Genomic DNA, 22,245 nt, shown 5'->3' with positions numbered 1-22,245 from the left:
AGCTCGCTAGCCCGAGAAAACGTCAAAGGTGAATAAAAATGACCTTGTTGACGCCGCGTGCCATGTGAATGTCCTTTCCGGGTCGTGGTGACGACCGACATTGAAGTATACCCGCCGGCCGGCGTGGGTCGGCCGACGCCGCCGGGGGGCGTCGGAATTCTCCGGGGCCCCGCGGGGGCCACCTATACTCGCCCGCCGCGTTCCCACCGAGCGAGACGAGTCGATGCCCTCCCCGTCCCTGTCCGAGATCCAGGCGCTGGCCCGCGAGCCGATGGGCGCGGTCGACCGCCTGATCCGGGACCGCCTCGCCTCGGACGTGGTGCTGATCAACCAGGTCGCGGAATACATCGTGGGAGCGGGCGGCAAGCGCCTGCGCCCGATGCTGCTCCTGCTCGCGGCAGGCGCGGCCGGCGGCCCCGCCGCCCTCGATCCGCGCGCGCACCAGCTGGCCGCGGTCGTGGAGTTCATCCACACCGCCACGCTGCTGCACGACGATGTCGTCGACGAGTCGGACATGCGCCGAGGCCGCCGCACGGCCAATTCGGTCTGGGGCAACGCGGCCAGCGTGCTGGTCGGCGACTTCCTGTATTCGCGCAGCTTCCAGCTGATGGTCGAACTGCAGCGGATGGAGGTGATGCAGATCCTCGCCGACACCACCAACCGCATCGCGGAGGGCGAGGTGCTGCAACTGCTGCACATCCGTAACCCCGACACCGACGAGGCCGCCTACCTACGGGTCATCGAGCGCAAGACCGCCGTGCTGTTCGCCGCCGCGACCCGGCTGGGCGGGCTGCTGGCGGATGCGTCGGAAGCGGACTGCGACGCGCTCGAGGCGTTCGGGCTCGACCTCGGCTACGCGTTCCAGATCGCCGACGACGTGCTCGACTACGCGGCCGACGCGGATGTGCTCGGCAAGAACCTGGGCGACGATCTCGCCGAGGGCAAGGCGACGCTGCCACTCATCCACGCGATCGCACACAGCGACGCGGCTACCTCCGCGCGGTTGCGCGACATCGTCAGCGCGGGCGACGTCGACGCCCTGCCCGAGGTCGTCGCGGCCATCCGCGGCACCGGCGGGCTCGACTACAGCCGCGCCCGGGCCGAAGCGTATGCCGACAGGGCCGAGGCGAGCCTGAAGGGCCTGCCCGCCAACCCGTACACCGACGCGCTGCGTGGCCTTGCGCGTTACGCGGTCAACCGCGACGCCTGATCGCCCGGTTTACTTCGCCGGCGCGCCACGCGCCGCCGCGAAGCGCTCGCGGAAGAAGTCGCCCATCATGCGGTACGCGCGCGGCGCCTGGCGCGGGTCGTAGCGGCAATTGCTGTTCGGGTCGTTGCCGGCATCGGCTTCGGCGAAGCAGTGCGCGGCGCCACCGAAATCGACGAACTGCCAATCGGCGCCCGCCGCGGTCAGCTCCGCCTGCAGGCGCGCCACGTCGTCGCGGCTGACGGACTTGTCGGCCGCGCCGTTCAGCACGAGCACGGGCGACTTCGCGCCACGCGCCGGCGCGCGCGTTGGCGCATCGAGGCCCGCATGCAGTGTGACCACGCCGTCGACCGCTGCGCCCCCGCGCACGAGCTCGAGCGCCGCGGTGCCGCCGAAGCAGAAACCGAACACGCCCACGTGCCTCGCATCGATCGGCGCATTCCCGGACTGCGCGCGCAGCACGTCCACCGCCTTGAGCATGCGGGCGCGCAGCTTCGGTCGATCCGCCTTCAGTGCACCCGCGGCCGCGCCCGCCTCCTGCGCATTGCGGGGCCGGAGACCGCGTCCGTAGACATCCGCGACGAGCACCACGTAGTCGCGGCCCGCGACCCGCTTGGCCTTCTCGACGGCGGAAGCGTTGACGCCCATCCAGTTCGGCACCATCACCAGTCCCGGGCGGCGGGCCGCGCCCGCGTCGTCGTAGACGAGCACGCCCTGGAACGCCTGGCCGCCGACGGTCCAGGCGATGTCGCGCGTGCGCACGGCGGCCGGCGCCTGGGCAGCGACCAGCACGCAGCCGGCGGCGAGTGCGATGCGCAGTCGGTATCGGAGGTTCATGGTCGACTCCACACGGTGGGAAGGCCGGAGCGTAGCGCCGGCCGGACCCCGTCGGCGTGGAGGCTCAGCCGATCCCGAGGCCGGGGATGGTGCTGATCAGGTCCGGGTCGAAGCCGGCACGCCGGGCGAAATCTCGGCCGCGGTCGACGTAGTCGCGGTAGGCACCGAAGCTCGGCGCACCCGGCGACAGCAGCACCACCGGCGACGGCGCGCCCCGGAGCGCGTTAGTCGCCCGCGCCATGGCGTCGCCGAGGTCCGCCGCCTGCGACAGCGACCAGCCCCCGGCGTCGGCCACCGGCCGCAGCAGCTCGAAGATGCGCGGCCCGTTCGCGCCCATCGTCACGATCGCGCGCGGCGCACGCGACTTCATCGCGTCCGCGAACCCGGACCAGTCGAGCCCGCGGTCGTGCCCGCCCACGAGCAGCGCGACGCCGCGCCCGGCGAAGCACTCGAGCGCCGCCAGCGTGGCATGTGGCGTGGTGCTGATCGAATCGTTGACATAGGTGACGCCGTCGCGCTCGCCGAGCGTCTGCAGGCGGTGCGGCAGCGGGCGGAAGTCGAAGGCCGCGGCGGCCAGCGGTCGCGCGTCCAGACCGAGCGCTTCGATCGCGGTGAGCACCGCCGCCAGGTTGCCGCGGTTGTGGCGGCCGGGCAGCGGCAGGCCGAGCGTGTCGAGCACCCGCTCGTCGCCACGGTGCAGCACGTCGCCGCGCAGGTGCCAGCCGCGCTCATCGCCGAACCAGCGGATATCGACGCCCGGCAATTGCAGGCCCGACAGCACGGGATCGGCGGCATTCAACACGGCGATGCGCGGCCGTGCCTGCGTCACCAGGGCGAGCTTGTCCTCGACGTAGCGCGCCTGCGAGCCGTGCCAGTCCAGATGCTCGGGAAACAGATTCAGCACGACCGCGACGTCGGGCCGCGCGCCACCCGCGGCGACATCCCCGGTCTGGTAGCTCGACAGCTCGATGGCCCAGTACGCCGGCGGCGGTGTGGCGTCCGGCAGCTCGAGCAATGGCAGGCCGATGTTGCCGGCGAGCGCGGTGCGATGCCCGCCGCTGCGCAGCAGGTGCGCGAGCAGCGACGTCGTGGTGCTCTTGCCCTTCGTGCCGGTGACGCAGACCGCGTTCGTCACGACGCCATCGTGGCCGGCGTGTTCCCCGAACCACAGCGCGGTGCCGCCGATGAAGCGCGTGCCCCGTTCGCGCGCGGCGGTCGCGGCATGCCCGTACGGGCTGATGCCCGGCGACTTCACGACGATGGCGAAGCGCGATAGCGCCGCGCCGTCGACATGCGTCTCGATCGCGAGCGCGGCATCGCCGAGCGCGCGGGCGTCGGCGGCTTCGTCGGCGCTGCAGAACAGCGTCAGCGGAAGCGACGGCAGGCGCGAGCGGATCGCGCGATAGGCGGCGCGGCCTTCGCGGCCCCAGCCCCAGAGCGCGACGCGCTGTCCGTCAAGCTGCGAAATGCGCATGCAGGCGGGACCAGACCGGATCGGGGATGCCGTGCTCGTCCGACAGCACGAGCAGCGGCGGAATCGACGGCACCTCGCCGAGCTGCGGCAGCACCTCGCGCGCGAACCGTTCCACGATCGCGTCCTCGCGCCATTCCGGACGCTGCGCGAGCGTCGCCATTGCCGCGCGCGATTCCTGCCCTTCACCGACGCACTCGAAGGGCTTGTGGTCGCGGTATTCCAGCAGCGCGTCGAAGCCGGGCGTCTGCGCCGGATCGTCGAGCAGATTGCGCCCGAAGATGCCGACCAGTCGCGGCTTGCTCATGAACGGCGCGAGCGCGAGGAAGACGAAATGGCACTTCGGGCAGATGCCGCACCAGCGCTGCGCAGGACGTTCGCCGAGGATGTGGAAGTTGCGGTTGCAGCTCGAGAAGTGCTGGTCGTAGCGGTCGGATTTCGCAAACTGGCGCGCCACCGCGAGTTCGCTGAGCGGACGCAGCAGCGAGTAATAGCGGAGGTCCGAAGCGACGTGCGAGCGCAGGTGCGACGCGAACGCCTGCTCGAAGGCCCAGCCCTTCGACCACTGGTGGTTGACCTCGCCGGTGCCTTCGATCATCGAGCCGTAGCTGGCCGAACGCTCGTTGGAGAACACCACCTGGTCGACGCCATGCAGCAGCGCGGCGAGCGCGAGGATCGCGGAATTCACCGCCGTCACGGGGATATGGCCGTTCCACGCGCCGCTGCGGTTGTACTCGAACAGCTGCGGCGCGAGCTGGCGGCCGATGTTGAGCGTCGGAAGGCCGGTGCGTTCGGCGCAGGCCTGGATCAGCTGCGAGCCGCCGATCCACGTCACCGTCTGTTCGATGCCCGCGCTGCGCAGCGCCTCGATGCTGACCAGCGAATCCTTGCCGCCGCCGATCGCGGTGAGCGCATGCTCGCGCAGCCCGACCGGGGCGGCCGGATTCGCCGCATCGCCGATCGCCGGAAAGCGGATCGTGCCGCGCAGCCGCAGGCCGTTGCGGTACGCGAACTCGCCGAGGCCGTTCTCGTAGACCTCGGTCAGCAGCGCGGCCGTCGCGGCGTCGACCGCATAGCCCTCGATGCGGATATCGCGCGGCACCGCTGCCTTGTAGTAGCTCACGCCGGCGATCAGGTGCAGCAGCCGCAATGCCTGTTCGACGGCACGGGCACGCGGTGCGTCGAGCGCGAACGGCGCGCCGGGAATGGTGATCGTTTCGATCAGCTCCGGGCCGTCGTCGAACGCATAGACGAGCCGCGCGACGCCCGTTCCAGCGTCGAAATCGCAGCGTACGAAGCGGAAGCTCCGGATGGAGTCGCGCGAGAAGCGCCAGTCAGTCATCGAGGATGTCCTCGGCCGGCAGCGGCCGCAGGTTGTAGGTATTCGCCATCGCCATGCCGTAGGCACCGGCATCGGCGATGAGCACGACGTCGCCCTCGCACGTGGCGGCCGGCAGGCGGCGGTGGCGACCGAGCACGTCGCCGCTCTCGCAGATCGGGCCGACGACGTCGAAGGTCGCCAGCACCGCATCGTCGAGGCGCGTGAGGTTGTGGATGCCGTGGTAGGCGTCGTACATCGCGGGCCGCACCAGCGCGTTCATGCCCGCATCGAGGCCGAGCCGCGTGATGCCGTCCTTCTCCACCACCTGCGTCGCCCGCAGCAGCAGCGCGCCCGACTCGGCGACGAGGTAGCGGCCCGGCTCGATCGCCAGGCGGCAGCGTGGGTAGGCGGACTTGATCGCGCGCACGCCCTCGCGCCAGGCGTCGAGGTCGAACGGGCGTGCATCCGGCGTGTAAGGCACCGGGAAACCGCCGCCGATGTCGATGGTGTCGATGCCGTCGCTCGAATCGGCCAGTGCAGCGAGCGTGCCGTAGACCTCGCGCCAGTGCGCGGGATCGTCGATGCCGCTGCCGAGGTGCGCATGCAGGCCGGTGATGCGCAGCCCGAGCGTGCGCGCCTTCGCCATGAACGCGTCGAACCGCGCGATCGGCAGGCCGAACTTCGCCTCGGCACCGCCGGTCTTCACCTTCTCGTGGTGGCCCTCGCCATGGCCGAGGTCGAGACGCAGCCACGCACTGCGGCCGCGCACGACGTCCGGCCAGCGCTCGAGCATCTCCAGGTTGTCGAGCGTGACGTTGACGCCCGCCTGGAACGCCGCCTCGTACTCGCGGCGCGGCGCGAAGCTCGGCGTGAACAGGATGCGCGACGCATCGAGCCCCGGCAGCACGTGCCGCACATGCTCGACTTCCGCCAGCGAAACGCACTCGAAACCGTAGCCTTCGGCCTCCAGCGCCTGCAGAATCGCCGGATGCGCGTTCGCCTTGAGCGCGTAGAAGCCGCAGTCGACGGGGCCCGCGCCGAGCAGCGCGCGCGCGCGCTCGCGCACGGTCGGCAGGTGGTAGAGGTAGCGCGGCGTGCCCTCGCCCGCCTTGCGCAGCAGCGCGTCGCGATGCGTGATCCACCACGGCGTCGCGCGCTCGGGACTGCGGTGCACGACGTCGCGCCAGGCCGGGCCGAACACGCTCTCGTCCAGCACCGGCATTGCGCCGCCGCGCACGAGTTCGGCGTGCAGCGTGGGCAGCAGGCCTTCGGCGTCCGCTTCGTCGACGACGAAGGTGAGGTTGAGGTCGTTCGACGACTGCGAGATCAGGTGCACGCGCTCGCGCCCGAACGTGGCCCACACGTCGGACAGCTTGTGCAGCAGCGAGCGCATGCCGCGGCCCACCAGCGTGATCGCCGCGCAGGGCGCGATCACCTTGACGCGGCAGACCTGCGCGAGGTCCTCGCTCAGCGCGGCCAGCACGTTGGTGGTGACGAGGTTCTCGCTCGGGTCGAGCGACACGGTGACGTTGGTTTCCGACGAGCCGATCAGGTCGATCGACAGGCCGTGCTTCTTGAAGCGCTCGAACACGTCGGCGAGGAAGCCGACCTGCTGCCACATGCCCACCGATTCCATCGACACCAGCACGATGCCGTTGCGCCGGCTGATCGCCTTGACGCCCGGCACCGTCGCCGCGGACGCGTCGATGCGCGTGCCGGGCAGCTCGGGGCGCTCGGTGTCGAGGATCGCCATCGGCACGTTGGCGTCGCGGCACGGTCCGATCGAGCGCGGATGCAGCACCTTCGCGCCGGTGGTCGCGATTTCCTGCGCTTCGGCGTAATCGAGGCGGGCCAGAAGGCGCGCGTCCGGCACTTCGCGCGGATTGGCGGTGAACATGCCCGGCACGTCGGTCCAGATCTCGACGCGCGCGGCGCCGAGCAGCGCGCCGAAATACGCGGCCGAGGTGTCGGAACCGCCGCGGCCGAGGATCGCGGTGCCGCCGTCGCCATGCCGCGCGATGAAGCCCTGCGTCAGCACGATGGACGTCGGCTGCGCGGTGAAGCGCTCGGCGAAGTCGCGATCGGTGCGGTGCTGGCAGTTCACCGACAGGCGCCCGGCCCAGTCGCTCGCGTTCGGCAGCGCCACGGCGTTCAACCACTCGCGCGCGTCGCACCAGCCGATGTCGAGCCCCTGCGAGCGCAGGTAGGCGACGCCGAGCGTCGACGACAGCAACTCGCCCTGCCCCAGCACCTCGGCCTGCCAGTCGAGGCCGCGATCGACGGCACGGGGATCCGCCGCGAGCGCGCGCAGGGCCGCGAGCCGTTCGCCCAGCACGACGTCGGCGTCCAGACCCAGTTCCGCGCAGAACTCACGATGGCGCGCGATGAGCGCGTCGATCCTCGACGCGGTGGTGGCACCGGCGCCGGTGTTCGCGATCGCCTGCAACTCGTTGGTCACGCCCGACAGCGCGGACACCACCACGAGCACCCGCAGCCCTTCGTCCGTGGCGCGTTTGGCCGCGAGTCGCCCGATGGTGTCCCAACGGGTCCGGCGGGACACGGAAGTGCCACCGAACTTGAGTACCACCCAGCGCGTCGAAGCGGTCACGAGGTTTCCTGGAGAGCCGTGCGGCGACGCCGCGGGCGGACGTGGAAGCGCGCGGCCCGGCCGGGCTCGCGCGCTCATGGGAACGCGCGATTTTATTCGATGACGGGCCCGCCCGTGGCCGGCGACAATGCGCGCCCCCGATCCGGACGCCGATTCCATGACGCAGCGCCGTTTCCTCCAACTCGACGTGTTCGCCGATCGCCCCGGCGCGGGCAATCCGCTCGCGGTGGTGGTCGATGCCGATGGCCTCGACACGGCCGCGATGCAGGCGTTTGCGAACTGGACGAATCTGTCCGAGACGATCTTCCTGTTGCCGCCCGGCGAAGGCGCCGACTACCGCGTGCGCATCTTCACGCCGCGGCAGGAGCTGCCGTTCGCGGGCCACCCGAGCGTGGGTGCCGCGTGGGCGGCGATCGAGGCGGGCGTCGCAACGGCGGATCGCCGGTCGCTGGTGCAGGACTGCGCGGCCGGGCAGTTGCCCGTCGACGTCGGCGAAGGCCGCGCGATCCGCGTGCGCGCACCGCGCGCGCGGCGGATCGCCGGTCCCGAGGGCGCCGGACCGTTGCTCGACGCCGCGCTCGCCGGCCTGCGCCGCGGACCGCTGGCACCCGCGCTGTGGGACAACGGCCCGCACTGGTGGGTCGTCGAACTCGCCGACGAGGCCGCGGTGCGCACGATGCGGCCCGACCTCGCGGCGATCACGGCACTCACCGCGGATTCGGCGGTCGGCCTCGCGGTATTCGCCGAGGCCGACGGCGGCGTGGGCTACGACCGCGTGGTGCGTGCGTTCTGCCCCGCGGACGGCATTCCCGAGGATCCCGTGACCGGCAGCGCGAACGCCACGATCGCCGCCGCGTTGGCCGACGCCGGCCGCCTGTCCCGGGGCGGGCGCTACGTGGCCAGCCAGGGCCGCGAAGTGGGCCGCGACGGCCGCGTCGACGTGCGGGTCGACAGCGACGGCGAGGCCTGGATCGGCGGCCGCGTGCAGGCGGTGGTCCGCGGCACCGTCACATGGTGAGCGCTATTCCTGCCGTCATGACCCGTCGCTATATCCAGCTCGATGTCTTCGCCGACCGGCCCGGCGCCGGCAATCCGCTCGCCGTGGTGCTCGATGCCGAGGGCCTCGACGACGATGCGATGCAGGCGATCGCGCGCTGGACCCGCCTACCCGAGACCACGTTCGTGTTCCCGCCGACGAGCGCGGAGGCGAGCTATCGCATCCGCATGTTCAGTCCGCGCCGCGAGGTGCCCTTCGCCGGGCATCCGAGCGTGGGCACCGCGCACGTGGTGCTCCAGGCCGGCCTGGCACAACCGCGCGACGGCGTGCTGATGCAGGAAGGCCTCGCCGGCACGTTGCCGCTGCGCGTCGACGGCGTCGGCGCGGCGCGCACGATCGCCGTACGCACGCCACGCGCGCGGCTGGTGGAAACCGCGACGCCGGACGATCCGCGCATCGCGCGCGCGATCGCCGGCATGCGGCTCGGCGCGCTGCCGCCCGCCCTGATGGACGGCGGCCGTCGCTGGTGGCTGGTCGAGCTGGCCGACGAGGCGAGCCTGCGCGCGCTCGAACCGGCATGGGGTGCGATCTCCCAGCTCGCCACCCGCAGCGAAAGCATGGGCGTCTGCGCCTTCGCGAAGGCCGATGCGGGCGGCGACTACGACCTCGTCGTGCGCGCATTCGTCGGCGCGCCGGCGCAGTTCGAGGACGCCGCGTCGGGCGCGGCGAACGCGACGCTGGCCGCCTGGCTCGCGCAGAACGATCGCCTGCCCGGCCGCGACGGACGCTACACGGTGAGCCAGGGCCGCGAGGTCGGCTTCGACGCGCGCCTGCAACTGCAGGTCGACGCGGCCGGCGACGTGTGGTCGGGCGGCCACGTCCGCACCGTCGTGACCGGTTCGATCGACTGGTAGCCGCGCAGCCTCAGCCCTCCACCTCGAGCGAGATCGGCACCGAGGCCAGCGCCTTGGAGATCGGGCAATTGGCCTTCGCCTGCTCCGCGTAGGTCCGGAATTGCTCGGGCGACACGCCGGGTGCCTCCCCGCGCACGCCCAGGCGGATCTGCGCGACGTGCGGGCCGCCGTCCATCGACAGCTCCACGTTCGCCCGCGATTCGATGAAGGTGGGCGGGTGGCCGGCTTCGGTCAGCAGCGCCGAGAGCGCCATGGCGAAGCAGCCGGCATGGGCCGCCGCGATCAGCTCTTCCGGGTTCGTGCCCTTCTCGTCGCCGAAGCGCGAATTGAAGCCGTAGCGGGTGTCCTGAAGCAGGCCGCTCTGCGAGGTGTTGAGGCGGCCGCTGCCGGACTTGAGGTCGCCCTCCCAGCGGGCGGTGGCGTGGCGGGTGATGGCCATCGGACGTGTCTCCTGAACAGGGGAGAGGCGCAGGCTACGCGCCAGACAGAAAGTCCCCGTGAGCGCGGCGGCGCGCTTGTGCAGCGCAACGCGACGGCTGAACGGGCACGCGCTATCGTCGCGACAGCCCCGCCATGACGGCCCGCCGCGCGACCGCGCAGGCGTGCTCGCGGACAGCCATGACGGCGCATCCCGGACCGCTCCCTCGGCCCGCGATGCGGCCGGACATGACGCCGACTTCAGACGCCCCCGGACGGCTGCTCCCCTTCCCCCACAAGGAGCTCCGGACATGGCTTACACCACCGAACAGATCCGAAACGTGGCCCTCGCGGGCCACCCCGGCGCCGGCAAGACCACGCTCTTCGAAGCCCTGCTGCATGCCGGCGGCGCGATCCAGGCGGCAGGCAGCATCGAGCGCGGCAGCACGGTGTCGGACTTCGACCCGATCGAGAAGCAGCGCGGCCACTCGATCGACGTCGGCATCGCCAGCACCGACCACGCGTCCATCCACGTCAACCTGATCGACACGCCCGGCTATCCCGATTTCCGCGGCCCGGCGCTCTCTGCGCTCGCGGCGGTGGAGACGGTCGCGGTGGTCGTCGCCTGCGACGCGGGCATCGAATACGGCACGCGCCGGATGATGGACTACGCGAAGAACCGCGGGCTGTGCCGCGCCATCGTCGTCAACAAGATCGACCACGGCGACTGCCGTGCGCTGCTGGAAGAGCTGCGCGAAACCTTCGGCAACGAATGCCTGCCGCTGAACCTCCCGGCGAGCGGCGGCACCGCCGTGGTCGACTGCTTCGGCACCGCGGACGGCGACAGCGATTTCGGCCCGGTCGCCGACTGGCACCAGAAGATCATCGACCAGGTGGTCGAGGTGAACGAGACGGTGATGGAGCACTACCTCGACCTCGGCGAGGGCGGCCTGTCCGGGCAGGAGCTGCACGACGCCTTCGAACAGTGCCTGCGCGAGGGCCACCTCGTGCCCGTGCTGTTCTGCTCGGCCCGCAGCGGCGTGGGCGTGCGCGAACTGCTCGACGTTACCGAGCGCCTGTTCCCGCACCCCGGCGAGGCCAACCCGCCGCCGTTCGTGCGCGGCGCCGACGCCGAGCCGGTCGACGCGAAGCCCGATCCTTCGGCGCATGTCATCGCCGACGTCTTCAAGATCGTCAACGACCCGTTCGTCGGCAAGCTCGGCGTATTCCGCGTCTACCAGGGCACGGTGAAGAAGGACACGCAGCTGTTCGTCGACGACGGCCGCAAGCCCTTCCGCGTCGGCCACCTGTTCAAGCTGCGCGGCAAGGAGCACGTGGAGGTCGACCAGGCGATCCCGGGCGACATCGCGGCGGTGGCGAAGGTCGAGGACCTGCATTTCGACGCCGTGCTGCACGACAGCCACGACGAGGACCAGATCCACCTCGCGCCGCTCGCGTTCCCGAAGCCGATGTTCGGCCTCGCCGTCGACGCCGCCAGCAAGGGCCAGGAGCAGAAGCTCGCGACCGCGCTGCACAAGCTAGCCGAGGAGGATCCCTGCTTCCAGGTCGAGCACATCGTCGAGACCAACGAGACGATCGTGCGCGGGCTGTCGGACCTGCACCTGCGCATCAACCTCGATCGACTGAAGGAGCGCTACGGCGTCGAAGTGAAGTCGCGCCCGCCGCGCATCGCCTATCGCGAGACGGTGTCGACCCGGGCCGAAGGCCATCACCGGCACAAGAAGCAGACCGGGGGCGCGGGCCAGTTCGGCGAAGTGTTCCTGCGCATCGAGCCGCTCGATCGTGGCCGAGGCTTCGAGTTCGCCGACGAGGTGAAGGGCGGCACGATCCCCGGCCAGTTCATCCCGGCGGTGGAGAAAGGCGTGCGGCAGGCGCTGTCGAGCGGCGCCGTCGCCGGCTATCCGCTCCAGGACGTGCGCGTGACCGTGTACGACGGCAAGCACCACCCCGTCGACAGCAAGGAGGTCGCGTTCGTCACCGCGGGCAAGCGCGCGTTCGTCGACGCCGTGCTGAAGGCGCGGCCGCAGGTGCTGGAGCCGATCGTCGACCTCGAGGTGGTCGCGCCCGAGGCGAACATGGGCGATGTCAGCGGCCACCTCGCCGGCAAGCGCGCGCGCATCCTCGGCACCGACGGTTCACGCGGCGAGGTGTCGGTGAAGGCGCAGGTGCCGCTGTCGGAACTGGAAGGCTTCGCGGCGGAATTGAAGTCGATCACCGCCGGTCGCGGGCGCTACTCGATGGACTTCAGCCATTACGAGCCGGTGCCGGCGAACGTCCAGCAGAAGCTGGTCGAAAGCTACCGGCCGAAGGTCGAAGAGGACTGAGGCACCAATGAAAAGGCCGGCATCCGCCGGCCTTTTCGATCACGCGTCGCCCGATTACTCGGGATGCACATCCACGCGCACGCGGATCCGGCTGCCCGGGTCGTAGCTCGTGCGGGTGGTGTACTGACGACCGCCGTACTCGTACGTCACGTCGTACATCGAGACGTTGCGGCCGGTCTGGTAGTCGCGGTCGTACATCGGGTCGCAGGTCACCACGCGGCCCACGCGCGCCGGCTGGCGATGCGCGTTGTCGTAGATCTGCTTGCCGACCTGGCTGCCGACCATCGTGCCGATCGCGGACGTGGCGTAGCGCGCGCTGCCGCCGCCGACCTGGCTGCCGACCACCGCGCCCACGATGCCGCCGATCACCGTCGCCGCCGTGCTGCCGCCCTGCGTCGGCTGGCGCACGTTGCCGTAGGGGTCGCGGCCGTAGGTATCGCCGTAGTAGCGGTCGTCCGGGTAGCCGTCCCCATTGCGGTCGTTCGGGTCGTAGTAGCGGTCGTTGCCGTAACCCGAGTACGTGCGGCTCTCGGTGCAGCGCTGGCCGCCGGTGCTGGCCGCATAGGCGCCGCGCGAGTCGTAGACCGGCGTCACGCGCACCACGCGGGCGTAATCGGAGTACGAGCCCTGCGAGCCGTAGCCGTTCGACGGGTAGGACGAGTACTGCTGTGCCGACGCCGTACCCGCGGTGGCGGTCAGGGCGAGCGCGAGGACGCTGGCGGTGACGTGCTTCATTGAAGGCTCCTGACGCCGGGATGGCGCAGGGGCATCGTCGGGGTGGCGCGATTACCGCATCCTGAATTGGGCCCGATCCGCTGGAACCGCTCAGCCGCCGTTTACGCGAAGTGAAGAGTCACGGGCCGTTCGACACCGACCCCAACGTCCGCGCCTGCGGCGCGAGCTGCGCGCGCAGGAAGCCATCCGGATGCTCGCTCGTGCGCAGCACGATGTAGGCGCTTCCCGCCCGCACCTGTTGCGCGACCAGCGGCGTCAGGTCGACGCGACCGCCGATGACGCGCGCTTCGCCGTCGTCCGCCGCGACATCCAGCCGCGCCACCTGCTCCGTGTTCTCGCCGGCGTCGCCCGTGTGCAGCGTCGCTGACGTGGCGCGCTCGGTCAGCCCCGCCACCACGAGGTCGACGCGCACGCGGCCGTCCTCGTCGACGACGGCGCGTGCCTCGCCCGTCGGCGGGCGCGTGTCGGCGGCGGGTGCACGCACCAGGCTGAACATGCCGCGCAGGCGAACTTCCTGCGCCGATACGCACAGCGGCAGGGTCAGAAGCAGCAGGGCGATCGACGTCGCGAGTCGGTGCATGGCGGCGCTCCGGAACAGTCCGCAGACAAGCCTCCCGGTCGACGCGGCGTGATTCCGTGAAGACGCGCGTCGCGGCCGTCGCACGCTGACTTCTCATTCACTTTCGGCGCCGCAACGTGCGCGCATTGCTTGGAGATCCCCATGCGTCGAGTCCTGCCCGCCCTCGTCTTCGCCGCGTCCGCGGCGTTGTTCCTCACCACCGCGTGCTCGACCGTCACCGCGCTACTCGGCGACTCGATCACGTTCAGCCAACCGCAGCTGCAGGAACGGCTGGTCAAGCGCTTTCCCCGCGATTACCAGAAGCTCGGCGGCCTGGTGACGCTCACGCTGATGAACCCGCGCCTCTCCATTCCGCCCGGTGAGCGACGGCTGCAGGTCGATTTCGACATGGCCGTCGGCGCGCTCGGTCGCGCGTCGCGCAACCCCGACGGTTCGTTCACGCTGACCAGCGCGCTGCGCTACGATCCGGCCACGCGCGGCCTGCATCTTTTCGAGCCGCGCATCGAGAACGTGGAGGTCGGTTCGCTCGGCGGTCGCATGGGCGACACGCTGCGCGCCGCGCTCAACGACTGGCTGTCGGACTGGTCGCAGAAGGAACCGATCTACCAGTTCGACGATTCGCTGATCGGCCGCCTGGGTGCGCGCCGCGTCGAGGGGACGAAAATTGAGGACGGGCAGGTGGTGGTCAAGCTCGGCGACTGATCGCCGCGTCGCGGGCGTGCTGCTCGCGTTCGCATTGCCGCTCGCGCTTGCCGCGTGCCGCGGGGACGACCGCGGCGCGTCGAAGGGCGTGCCCTCGGCCGTCGACGATGCGCCCGCCGGCACCCTGCCGGCGCCCGAGGCGGCGCCCGGCACCAGCGTGACCGGGATGCCGACCTCGCCGCCTCCGCCGCGCGAGGTGCCCGCCGACGCCGTCGCCACGACGACGCCCGTCGATGCGCCCGCGCTGCCCGCACCCGTCGACGACACCGCGCTCGCCGGCGACACGCCCGTCGACAACGCCACGGACGCGCCGGTGCCCTCGCCCGCGCCGCCCCCGCCGTCGGCCGCCGACGCGGCCGCGGCCGCGAACCTGGTCACGCAATACATGGCGGCGCTCGGGTCGGGCGCGCTCGCACGCGGGCAGACGATGTGGTCGACGACGCCGAACGACTCCGCGGTGCTGCAGCTCGCCCGCAATGCGCCCTTCGACGCCGGCGTCGGCGCGCCCTCCACCGACGCCGGCGGGCGCATCACCGTGCCGGTGGACGTGCGAGGAAAGGCCGATGACGGCAGCGATCGCCATGTCATCGCCACCTACACCGTGCAGCGCGGCCCCGCGGGCAACTGGCGGATCATGTCGGCGGCCGTGCGCGACGTGGCGCCCTGAGGCGGCGATGCGCGCACCGCCCACGCTCGTGCTCGACACGAACGCGTGGCTCGATCTGCTGGTGTTCCGCGATCCATCGCTCAACGGACTGACCGACGACGTACGCACCGGGCGCGTGCGCATCGCCGTGGACGCGCGGGCGCTCGACGAACTCTCGCGGGTGCTCGGCTATGACGCGCTCGCGCTCGATGGCGAGGCCGCCGCGGCGCATCTCGCCGTGGCCCGGTCGCTCGCGACGACGATCGACGTGCCAGCGATGCGGCTGCCGCGCTGCCGCGACCCCGACGACCAGGCCTTCCTCGAGATCGCCGTCGCCGCCCGGGCCCGCGCGCTGCTCACGCGCGATGCCGAGCTGCTGCGCATGGCCGGTCGCATGGCGCGCGAGCACGGGCTCGCCATCGTGCCGCCGTCCGCGTGGCGCGATGCGCTCGCCGCACCGAAGTCCGTCGCCCGCGCGACCGATCAGATGTCGAAGCGGTAGGCGAGCTTCACCAGCAACTGCTCGCTGTCGCGAAGCTCGAAGGCGTCGAGCAGCTGGCGGCCCGCGCGGAACTCGCCATCGAGGCGTTCCTCGAACAGGCTGCCGCCGCGCACGTAGGCGATGTACAGGTCGGACAACGGCGCGAGCTCGTAGCGGTAGCGCACCTGGAAGCCGAGGTTGCCGAGTCCGAAATCGTCATGGCGCAACGCGACCGGCATCGCGCGCCCGTCCGGCGACAACGTGTACGACCGCAGCGCGCGTGCATCGAGTCCGATCGACTCCAGCTTGACGCGCAGCTCCTGCCGCGGGCCGATCAGCCAGGTGCCGGCGGCGGACGCGAAGATCTGGTTCGAGCGGTAGGTCGCCAGCGACGGCGCACCGCCGCCGCGCTCGCCGCGCCACAGCAGCCAGTCCGGGTTGTGCTGCAGCGACAGCGAGAACCCGAGGTTGGCGCTGTCGCTGAAGTAGTAGCGCGACGATACTTCCGTGGCGATGCGGCCCTTCTTCCAGCCGCCCAGCCCTTCCGCCGCGTACTGCGCATTGGCGTAGAACCCCCAGCGACCGCGGCGCGAGAAATCGCGCTCGTAGAACGCGTACGGCCGCGCGGGCAGGCGCACGGCGCCATGGCCGCGCGTCACCAGGTCGTCGTGCCCCGCGCTGTAGCCGGCCACTTCGACGAACTCGCTCCCGCCGTCACGAGTCTCGCTGGAGCGGTTGACGGCGATCGCATCGGCAATCAGCAGCCCGTGATCGTTCATGCGCCGCGACGTCGCGAAGCGCCACTGGTGGCTCGCGTAGGGCGACGAGGCCGGCAGGTCGGTGAAGCGCTTGGAGATCTCGTAGCGCGCGTAGTTGAAGTTGTTGCGGTCGAGGTAGCCGAAGTCGTTGAGCTGCAGGCGATCGCCGGTATGCAGCAGGTAGAGCTGCTGGCGGCGACCGGCACCGAAATCGTGGTCGATGCGCAGCTGGCCGCCGGTGTCGCGGATCGAGCGGCCGGCCTGCTCGACGTCGGAGGCCACCAGCGTCGTACGCAGGGTGAGCCCGTTCGCCGGGGCCCAGCGATGGTCGAACTCGCCGACGGTCGCCACCCGGTCGAAGTACGGACGGTCGACGCGCGTGAGCATCGCGCCGAAGCCCTGCGTGCCGAGATCGCGCGTGGCGCGCAGCGCGTAGAAGTCGCGGCCGACCTCGTCGGCCTCCGTGGCCGCGAACACCCCGTAGTTGATGCCTGCCGCGCTGCCGTTGAGCTTCACCGCCGCGGTCACGTCGCCGGCGCCCTCGCCGTCGTCGCGCGTGCCGCCGACGCGGCGCGTATAGATGAGCCGGTTCGCGTTGCCGAGCGAGCCGAACGGCACGTCGAAGAAGCTCTGGTTCTCGGTGAAGAACGGACGCTTGTCGCTGAAGAACGTCTCCACCGCGCCGAAGTTCACGACGAGCTGGTCGCTCTCGACCTGGCCGAAGTCGGGATTGAGCGTGGCCGACAGCTGGAACTGCCCGTTCGGCTTCCAGAACACGTCCGCGCCGGCATCGAAGTCCGTGCGACCGGCCACGTTGTCCAGCACGCCCACCACGTACGGAGTCACCGCGAGCAACGACTGGCTGTACTTCGGAATGTCGATCGGCTCGAACGCCGTGAGGTAGCGCGGCTCGGTGTAGCTGACGGCCGGCCACGACATGCGCTCGCCGGTGACGCCGACCACGCGGTCGAGCTGCACCTTGATCCGCCGCGTGTCCGAGGCGGTCTGCTGCATCGGCGCGATGTACCAGGGAACGAGGATCTCGGCCGACCAGCCGGCGTCGTCTTCCGTGACCGCGTGGCGCCATGCGCCATCCCAGTCGTGGTTGAACTGGTTCTCGTTGGTGATCGTGCCGTCCTCGATGCTGTCCGAGAGCGACACCATGAAGTTGTAGCCGGCGCGGCCGTCGCCGTCGAAATCGACGTACAGGTTCACCCGGTCGACCGGCCCGCCCTGGTCGCGCTGGAAGCGCTGGCGGCGCCGTTCGATGCCCGCCGGCTGCTCGCTGCGGAACGCCACGGCGAGGCCATCGGGCGTCGCCTTGATCCAGGCCTCGGTCGGGTACGGCGCCGCGACGCGGGACAGCGGCTGCGTCAGGCGGAAATCGGTGATGCGGCGGGCGTCGGCCCACTCGGCCGGGTCGATGCGGCCGTCGACCTTGATCGCCGCGGCCAGCGACGGAAGCGGCAGGAAGATGGCGAGCGCGAGCAGCGCGCGGGACGTAACGGGCATGCGGCGTATCCGGACGGGCACGGGTGCCGTTGGGCGCCGCAGCGTAGCCGGCCGCGCGGGGGCGGCCGAGGGTCGATGGTCATGGCCGGGGACGACGCGCGTCCCCGTTCCGTCACGCGCGCTTGCGCGTTGCCTTGCCCGCACGGTCGCCGCGCGCGGGCGACGCCGGCTTCGCGGCCTTCTTCGCGGCGGCCTTCTTCGCCGCCGGCTTGCGCTTGGGCTGCAGCATCGTGCCGGTGCAGTTCTTCTGCCCGCACATGCAGCCCCAGATCTTCTTGAGGCGGGCGGTATGCGGTTCGCCCAGCGTGATGCCGTAGTTGTACGTCAGCTCCTCGCCCGGCTTGATCGCCTTCTTCGCCTCGATGAACACGCGGTCGCGGGTGCGATCGTCGCCCTCGGCTTCCTCGATGATCGAGTCGCAGTTCGGCGCGCAGCTGTGGTTGATCCACTTGGCGACGTTGCCGCGGCGGGCGCCGTCGATCACGTACTCGTCGTTCAGCGTGAACAGGAAGGTGTGGCCCGACTCGGCCGAGCCTTCGTCACCGGCATCGACGTCCTCGTGCGTGCGGCGCTCGCCCTTGTACTCGATGATGCGCTCGCCCTTGGCGATCGGCGCCGTGGCGAACACGCCGGTGCCGTGGATGGCGGAGCGGCGGGCGACGATCTTGCTGGGCATGCGGTGGACCGGCTGGAGGGGAGCCGCATTCTGCCGCGCTTGCACGCCGCGGTCATCCACGCCACGCCTGGCCCACCGGCCGCGGGAGCGGCCGTGGCGGCCCGGGCGGTTAAATCGTACAATTCCGGTCCGTATTCAATTCCCGCGACGGGCCCCTCCGATGCTGCGGATCACCCGACTCACCGACTACGCCGCCGTGGTGCTGAGCGTGCTTGCCGCCTCGCCCGGCGAGGTGCTCAGCGCCTCGGACATCGCCGAGCGCGCCGGGCTCGAGGCCACCACCGTCAGCAAGGTGCTCAAGCCGCTCGCGCAGGCCGCGCTGGTCGAAGGCTTCCGTGGCGCGCACGGCGGCTACCGGCTGGCCCGGCCGGCCCGCGACGTCGCGCTGATCGACGTGATCGAGGCGATGGAAGGCCCGCTCGCGGTCACCGACTGCAGCGTCCACGACGGCAACTGCGGCCTGGAGTCGTCCTGCGGCATGCGCCGCAACTGGCGCCGCATCAACGACGTCATCGTGCAGTCCCTGCGCGGCATCACGCTGCAGGACATGCTCGAGCCGGAACCCGATCCACGCGCCGCGCGACGCATCGACGTGCGCCTCGCGAGCGCCTGAGGTACCCCATGAACGAACACATCGCCAATGCCGAGATCCACCAGCAGCTCGGCCGACGCTACGAGGCCGGCTTCGTCACCGACATCGAGTCGGACACGTTCCCGGCCGGCCTGAGCGAGGACATCATCCGCGCCATCTCCGCCAAGAAGGAGGAGCCGGAGTGGATGACGGACTGGCGCCTGGCCGCGTACCGCCACTGGCTCACCATGACGCCCCCGAACTGGGCGAAGGTCGAGCTCGCGCCGATCGACTTCCAGGCGCTGAGCTACTACTCCGCGCCCAAGGGCCCGAAGTACAAGTCGCTCGACGACGTGCCGAAGGAGCTCCTCGACACCTACGACAAGCTCGGCGTGCCGCTGCATGAGCGCGCGAAGCTCGCGGGCGTCGCGGTCGACGCCGTGTTCGACTCGGTGTCGGTCGGCACCACGTTCCGCAAGGAGCTGGCCGAGAAGGGCGTCATCTTCATGTCGATGTCCGAGGCGGTCCGCGAGTATCCGGACCTCGTGCGCCGGTACCTCGGCAGCGTGGTGCCGGTGGGCGACAACTTCTTCGCCGCACTCAACTCCGCCGTGTTCTCGGACGGCAGCTTCGTCTTCATCCCCAAGGGCGTGCGCTGCCCGATGGAGCTGTCGACGTACTTCCGCATCAACGCCAGCGGCAGCGGCCAGTTCGAGCGCACGCTGATCGTCTGCGAGGACGGCGCCTACGTCTCCTACCTCGAAGGCTGCACCGCGCCGATGCGCGACGAGAACCAGTTGCACGCGGCCGTCGTCGAGCTGGTCGCGCTGGAAGGCGCGGAGATCAAGTACAGCACCGTGCAGAACTGGTACCCCGGCGACGAGAACGGCGTCGGCGGCATCTACAACTTCGTGACCAAGCGCGGCGAGTGCCGCGGCGCGAAGAGCAAGATCAGCTGGACGCAGGTGGAGACCGGTTCCGCGATCACCTGGAAGTACCCGAGCTGCGTGCTGATCGGCGACGACTCCGTTGGCGAGTTCTATTCGGTCGCGCTGACGCACCACCGCCAGCAGGCCGACACCGGCACCAAGATGATCCACGTCGGCAAGCGCACGAAGAGCAAGATCGTGAGCAAGGGCATCAGCGCCGGGCGCGGTCAGAACACCTACCGCGGCTTGGTGCGCGTCGAGCGCACCGCCGAGGACGCGCGCAACTACACGCAGTGCGACTCGCTGCTGATCGGCAAGAAGTGCGGCGCCCACACCTTCCCGTACATCGAGGTGCGCAACCCGGGCGCGAAGGTGGAACACGAAGCGACGACGTCGAAAATCAGCGACGACCAGCTGTTCTACTGCCGCTCGCGCGGCATCTCGCAGGAAGACGCCGTGTCGATGATCGTCGACGGCTTCTGCAAGTCGGTCTTCCGCGAGTTGCCGATGGAATTCGCCGTCGAGGCGAAGAAGCTTCTGGAAGTGAGCCTGGAAGGCAGCGTCGGCTGAGCCGCGCACGCACGTTCCACGCGCCGCACCGCATGAATTCACCGGAATCGAAACGATGCTGAAGATCGAAAACCTCCACGTCCGCGTCGCCGGCAAGGAGATCCTTAAGGGCCTGACGCTGGAGCTCGCGCCGGGCCAAGTGCACGCGATCATGGGCCCGAACGGCGCGGGCAAGTCCACGCTGGGCAACGTGCTGGCCGGCCGCGAGGGCTACGAGGTCGTCGACGGCACGATCGAGTTCGAAGGCCGCGATCTGCTCGCGCTGGAACCCGAGGAGCGCGCCGCCGCCGGCGTATTCCTCGCCTTCCAGTACCCGGTCGAGATCGCCGGCGTTAACAACACCTACTTCCTGCGCTCGGCACTCAACGCGCAGCGCAAGGCGCGTGGCGAGGCCGAGCTCGACTCGATGCAGTTTCTCAAGCTCGTACGCGAGAAGCTCGCCGTGCTGCACCTGAAGGACGAGCTTCTGCACCGGGGCGTCAACGAGGGCTTTTCCGGTGGCGAGAAGAAGCGCAACGAGATCTTCCAGCTCGCCCTGCTCGAGCCGAAGCTCGCGATCCTCGACGAGACCGATTCCGGCCTCGACATCGACGCGCTCAAGGCCGTGGCCGACGGCGTCAACGCGCTGCGCTCGCCCGAGCGTGCCTTCCTCGTGATCACCCACTACCAGCGCCTGCTCGACTACATCCGGCCCGACGTGGTGCACGTGCTCGCCGAGGGCCGCATCGTGGAGACCGGCGGCCCCGAACTCGCGCTCGAGCTCGAGCAGCACGGCTATGCGTGGCTGAAGGACCGCGTGGCGCCCGGGGTCGACGCCTGACATGAGCGCATTGCTCGACAGCCTGACCGCGCCGTTCGACACGTTGCCCTCCCGCGACGCCGGCGCACTTTCGCCGCTGCGTCGCGAGGCCTTCGAAGCGCTGCGCCGCGACGGCCTGCCCGGTCCGCGCGTGGAAGCATGGAAATACACGAGCCTGCGCGCGCTCGAGCGACGCGCGTTCGCCGCGCCGCAGCCGGCACCGGAGGACACGGCCTGGGTCGCGGGCATCCCGTCGCCGCGGATCGTGTTCGTCAATGGCCGGGTTTCCGCGCGATTGAGCGCGCTCTCGGACCTACCTGCGGGCCTCGACGTGGAGCCGCTGGCGGCCCTGCTCGAGCGCGGTGACGCCAGCGCGATCTTCGCCGACGCCGACGATCGGGCCGACCGCCCGTTCGCGCGCCTCAATACCGCGCTCGCCGCCGACGGTGCGGTCGTGCGCGTCGCGCCGGGCGCCGTCGTCGAGCGGCCGCTGCATCTCGTGTCGATCGGCGCCGCCACCGGCACGGACATCGCCTCCCACCTGCGCCATCGCATCGAACTCGGCGAAGGCGCGCGCGCGTCGCTCGTCGAACACGTGGTCGCGGCGTCCACGCATTCCAACCTCGCGACCACCGTCGTACACGTCCGGTTGATGGCCGGTGCGCGCCTCGCGCACGCCCGCCTTCAGGACGAGGCTACAGGCGCCACGCTGTTCGCGCGGACCGACGCGGTGCTCGATCGCGACGCCACCTACGATCGGCTGGATCTCGAGCTGGGCGCCGCGCTCTCCCGCCACGAACTCGACATCGCGCTGCAGGGCGAACGCGCCTGTGCGAACGCCAACGGCGTTCTGCTCGCCGATGGCCGCCGCCATCTCGACACACGCCTGGGGATCGACCACGTCGGTCGTGACGGTCGCTGCCAGCTGACCTGGCGCGGGCTCGCGGGCGGCCGCGCACGCGCCGCCTTCCACGGCGGCATCCTGATCCGCGAGGGCGCGGACGGCACCGAAGCCGCGCTGTCGAACAAGAACCTGCTGCTCTCGGACGCGGCGGAAATCGATTCCCAGCCCGTGCTCGTCATCCATGCCGACGAGGTGCAGGCCGCGCACGGCGCCACCGTCGGCCAGCTCGATCCGACCTCGCTGTTCTACCTCCGCTCGCGCGGCA

The 22,245-nt window shown here is 70.7% G+C and carries 19 protein-coding genes and 1 pseudogene; 11 read left to right on the top strand and 9 right to left on the bottom strand.

What is annotated here, in order from left to right; all coding sequences use genetic code 11:
- Window positions 1-223 precede the first annotated feature (223 nt).
- On the top strand, window positions 224-1,210 hold the full coding sequence (locus E4F61_RS03300) for a polyprenyl synthetase family protein (protein WP_133478250.1): 987 nt from the start codon (window positions 224-226) through the stop codon (window positions 1,208-1,210).
- Window positions 1,211-1,219: 9 nt separating this feature from the next.
- Here the strand turns inward: E4F61_RS03300 and E4F61_RS03295 are convergent, their stop codons facing one another.
- The 4 genes from E4F61_RS03295 to E4F61_RS03280 all read right to left on the bottom strand — a co-directional run bounded on the left by E4F61_RS03295 (window position 1,220) and on the right by E4F61_RS03280 (window position 7,444).
- Complete coding sequence (locus E4F61_RS03295) at window positions 1,220-2,044, bottom strand: dienelactone hydrolase family protein (RefSeq protein WP_133478249.1); 825 nt, start codon at window positions 2,042-2,044, stop codon at window positions 1,220-1,222.
- A 64-nt stretch (window positions 2,045-2,108) separates the two neighbouring features.
- Window positions 2,109-3,518, bottom strand: coding sequence for a UDP-N-acetylmuramoyl-L-alanine--D-glutamate ligase (murD, locus tag E4F61_RS03290; protein ID WP_133478248.1), 1,410 nt, complete (start codon window positions 3,516-3,518; stop codon window positions 2,109-2,111).
- A complete protein-coding gene (gene murL, locus E4F61_RS03285) occupies window positions 3,499-4,857 on the bottom strand; it encodes a UDP-N-acetyl-alpha-D-muramoyl-L-alanyl-L-glutamate epimerase (protein ID WP_133478247.1) in 1,359 nt (452 codons plus the stop codon). The genes murD and murL overlap by 20 nt, the downstream gene beginning before the upstream one ends.
- Window positions 4,850-7,444: a bifunctional aspartate kinase/diaminopimelate decarboxylase gene (locus tag E4F61_RS03280; RefSeq protein ID WP_238382779.1), complete on the bottom strand. Its 2,595-nt coding sequence runs from the start codon at window positions 7,442-7,444 to the stop codon at window positions 4,850-4,852. The genes murL and E4F61_RS03280 overlap by 8 nt, the downstream gene beginning before the upstream one ends.
- A gap of 157 nt (window positions 7,445-7,601) precedes the next feature.
- Here E4F61_RS03280 and E4F61_RS03275 point away from each other — a divergent pair, with 157 nt between their 5' ends.
- Both E4F61_RS03275 and E4F61_RS03270 read left to right on the top strand, forming a co-directional pair.
- Complete coding sequence (locus tag E4F61_RS03275) at window positions 7,602-8,462, top strand: PhzF family phenazine biosynthesis protein (RefSeq protein ID WP_133478245.1); 861 nt, start codon at window positions 7,602-7,604, stop codon at window positions 8,460-8,462.
- A gap of 17 nt (window positions 8,463-8,479) precedes the next feature.
- Window positions 8,480-9,355, top strand: a complete 876-nt coding sequence (locus E4F61_RS03270; RefSeq protein ID WP_425480098.1) for a PhzF family phenazine biosynthesis protein — start codon at window positions 8,480-8,482, stop codon at window positions 9,353-9,355.
- A 10-nt stretch (window positions 9,356-9,365) separates the two neighbouring features.
- Here the strand turns inward: E4F61_RS03270 and E4F61_RS03265 are convergent, their stop codons facing one another.
- A complete protein-coding gene (locus tag E4F61_RS03265) occupies window positions 9,366-9,794 on the bottom strand; it encodes an OsmC family protein (RefSeq protein ID WP_133478243.1) in 429 nt (142 codons plus the stop codon).
- Between the two features lie 289 nt (window positions 9,795-10,083).
- Here E4F61_RS03265 and fusA point away from each other — a divergent pair, with 289 nt between their 5' ends.
- A complete protein-coding gene (gene fusA / locus E4F61_RS03260) occupies window positions 10,084-12,117 on the top strand; it encodes an elongation factor G (protein ID WP_133478242.1) in 2,034 nt (677 codons plus the stop codon).
- Window positions 12,118-12,171: 54 nt separating this feature from the next.
- Here the strand turns inward: fusA and E4F61_RS03255 are convergent, their stop codons facing one another.
- On the bottom strand, window positions 12,172-12,852 hold the full coding sequence (locus E4F61_RS03255; RefSeq protein WP_133478241.1) for a glycine zipper 2TM domain-containing protein: 681 nt from the start codon (window positions 12,850-12,852) through the stop codon (window positions 12,172-12,174).
- A 118-nt stretch (window positions 12,853-12,970) separates the two neighbouring features.
- Window positions 12,971-13,432 (bottom strand): CHRD domain-containing protein, encoded by a 462-nt coding sequence (locus E4F61_RS03250; RefSeq protein WP_133478240.1) that lies wholly within the window; start codon window positions 13,430-13,432, stop codon window positions 12,971-12,973.
- A gap of 141 nt (window positions 13,433-13,573) precedes the next feature.
- Here E4F61_RS03250 and E4F61_RS03245 point away from each other — a divergent pair, with 141 nt between their 5' ends.
- The 3 genes from E4F61_RS03245 to E4F61_RS03235 are packed head-to-tail and all read left to right on the top strand — an operon-like array spanning window position 13,574 to window position 15,282.
- Window positions 13,574-14,134, top strand: coding sequence for a DUF1439 domain-containing protein (locus E4F61_RS03245; RefSeq protein WP_133478239.1), 561 nt, complete (start codon window positions 13,574-13,576; stop codon window positions 14,132-14,134).
- 16 nt (window positions 14,135-14,150) lie between these two features.
- Window positions 14,151-14,801: a hypothetical protein gene (locus E4F61_RS03240; RefSeq protein WP_133478238.1), complete on the top strand. Its 651-nt coding sequence runs from the start codon at window positions 14,151-14,153 to the stop codon at window positions 14,799-14,801.
- Window positions 14,802-14,808: 7 nt separating this feature from the next.
- On the top strand, window positions 14,809-15,282 hold the full coding sequence (locus E4F61_RS03235; protein WP_133478237.1) for a putative toxin-antitoxin system toxin component, PIN family: 474 nt from the start codon (window positions 14,809-14,811) through the stop codon (window positions 15,280-15,282).
- On the opposite strand, the gene E4F61_RS03230 is transcribed toward E4F61_RS03235, so the two are convergent.
- A complete protein-coding gene (locus tag E4F61_RS03230) occupies window positions 15,264-17,531 on the bottom strand; it encodes a DUF5916 domain-containing protein (protein WP_133478236.1) in 2,268 nt (755 codons plus the stop codon). The genes E4F61_RS03235 and E4F61_RS03230 overlap by 19 nt on opposite strands.
- 211 nt (window positions 17,532-17,742) lie before the next feature.
- A pseudogene (locus E4F61_RS03225) lies at window positions 17,743-18,207 on the bottom strand (SET domain-containing protein); the annotation flags it as partial.
- Window positions 18,208-18,367: 160 nt separating this feature from the next.
- On the opposite strand from E4F61_RS03225, the gene E4F61_RS03220 reads away from it, so the two are divergent.
- From E4F61_RS03220 to E4F61_RS03205, 4 genes are all read left to right on the top strand, one after another.
- A complete protein-coding gene (locus E4F61_RS03220) occupies window positions 18,368-18,820 on the top strand; it encodes an SUF system Fe-S cluster assembly regulator (protein WP_133478234.1) in 453 nt (150 codons plus the stop codon).
- An 8-nt stretch (window positions 18,821-18,828) separates the two neighbouring features.
- Window positions 18,829-20,277 (top strand): Fe-S cluster assembly protein SufB, encoded by a 1,449-nt coding sequence (gene sufB / locus E4F61_RS03215; protein ID WP_133478233.1) that lies wholly within the window; start codon window positions 18,829-18,831, stop codon window positions 20,275-20,277.
- Window positions 20,278-20,332: 55 nt separating this feature from the next.
- Window positions 20,333-21,097, top strand: a complete 765-nt coding sequence (sufC, locus tag E4F61_RS03210) for a Fe-S cluster assembly ATPase SufC (protein WP_133478232.1) — start codon at window positions 20,333-20,335, stop codon at window positions 21,095-21,097.
- A 1-nt stretch (window position 21,098) separates the two neighbouring features.
- Window positions 21,099-22,245: SufB/SufD family protein (locus tag E4F61_RS03205; protein ID WP_133478231.1), on the top strand; the 1,147-nt coding region annotated here is incomplete at its 3' end.

Source organism: Cognatilysobacter segetis (genome assembly GCF_004359965.1).
GTDB lineage: Bacteria > Pseudomonadota > Gammaproteobacteria > Xanthomonadales > Xanthomonadaceae > Cognatilysobacter > Cognatilysobacter segetis.
This window is presented reverse-complemented; position numbering and strand designations above follow the sequence as displayed.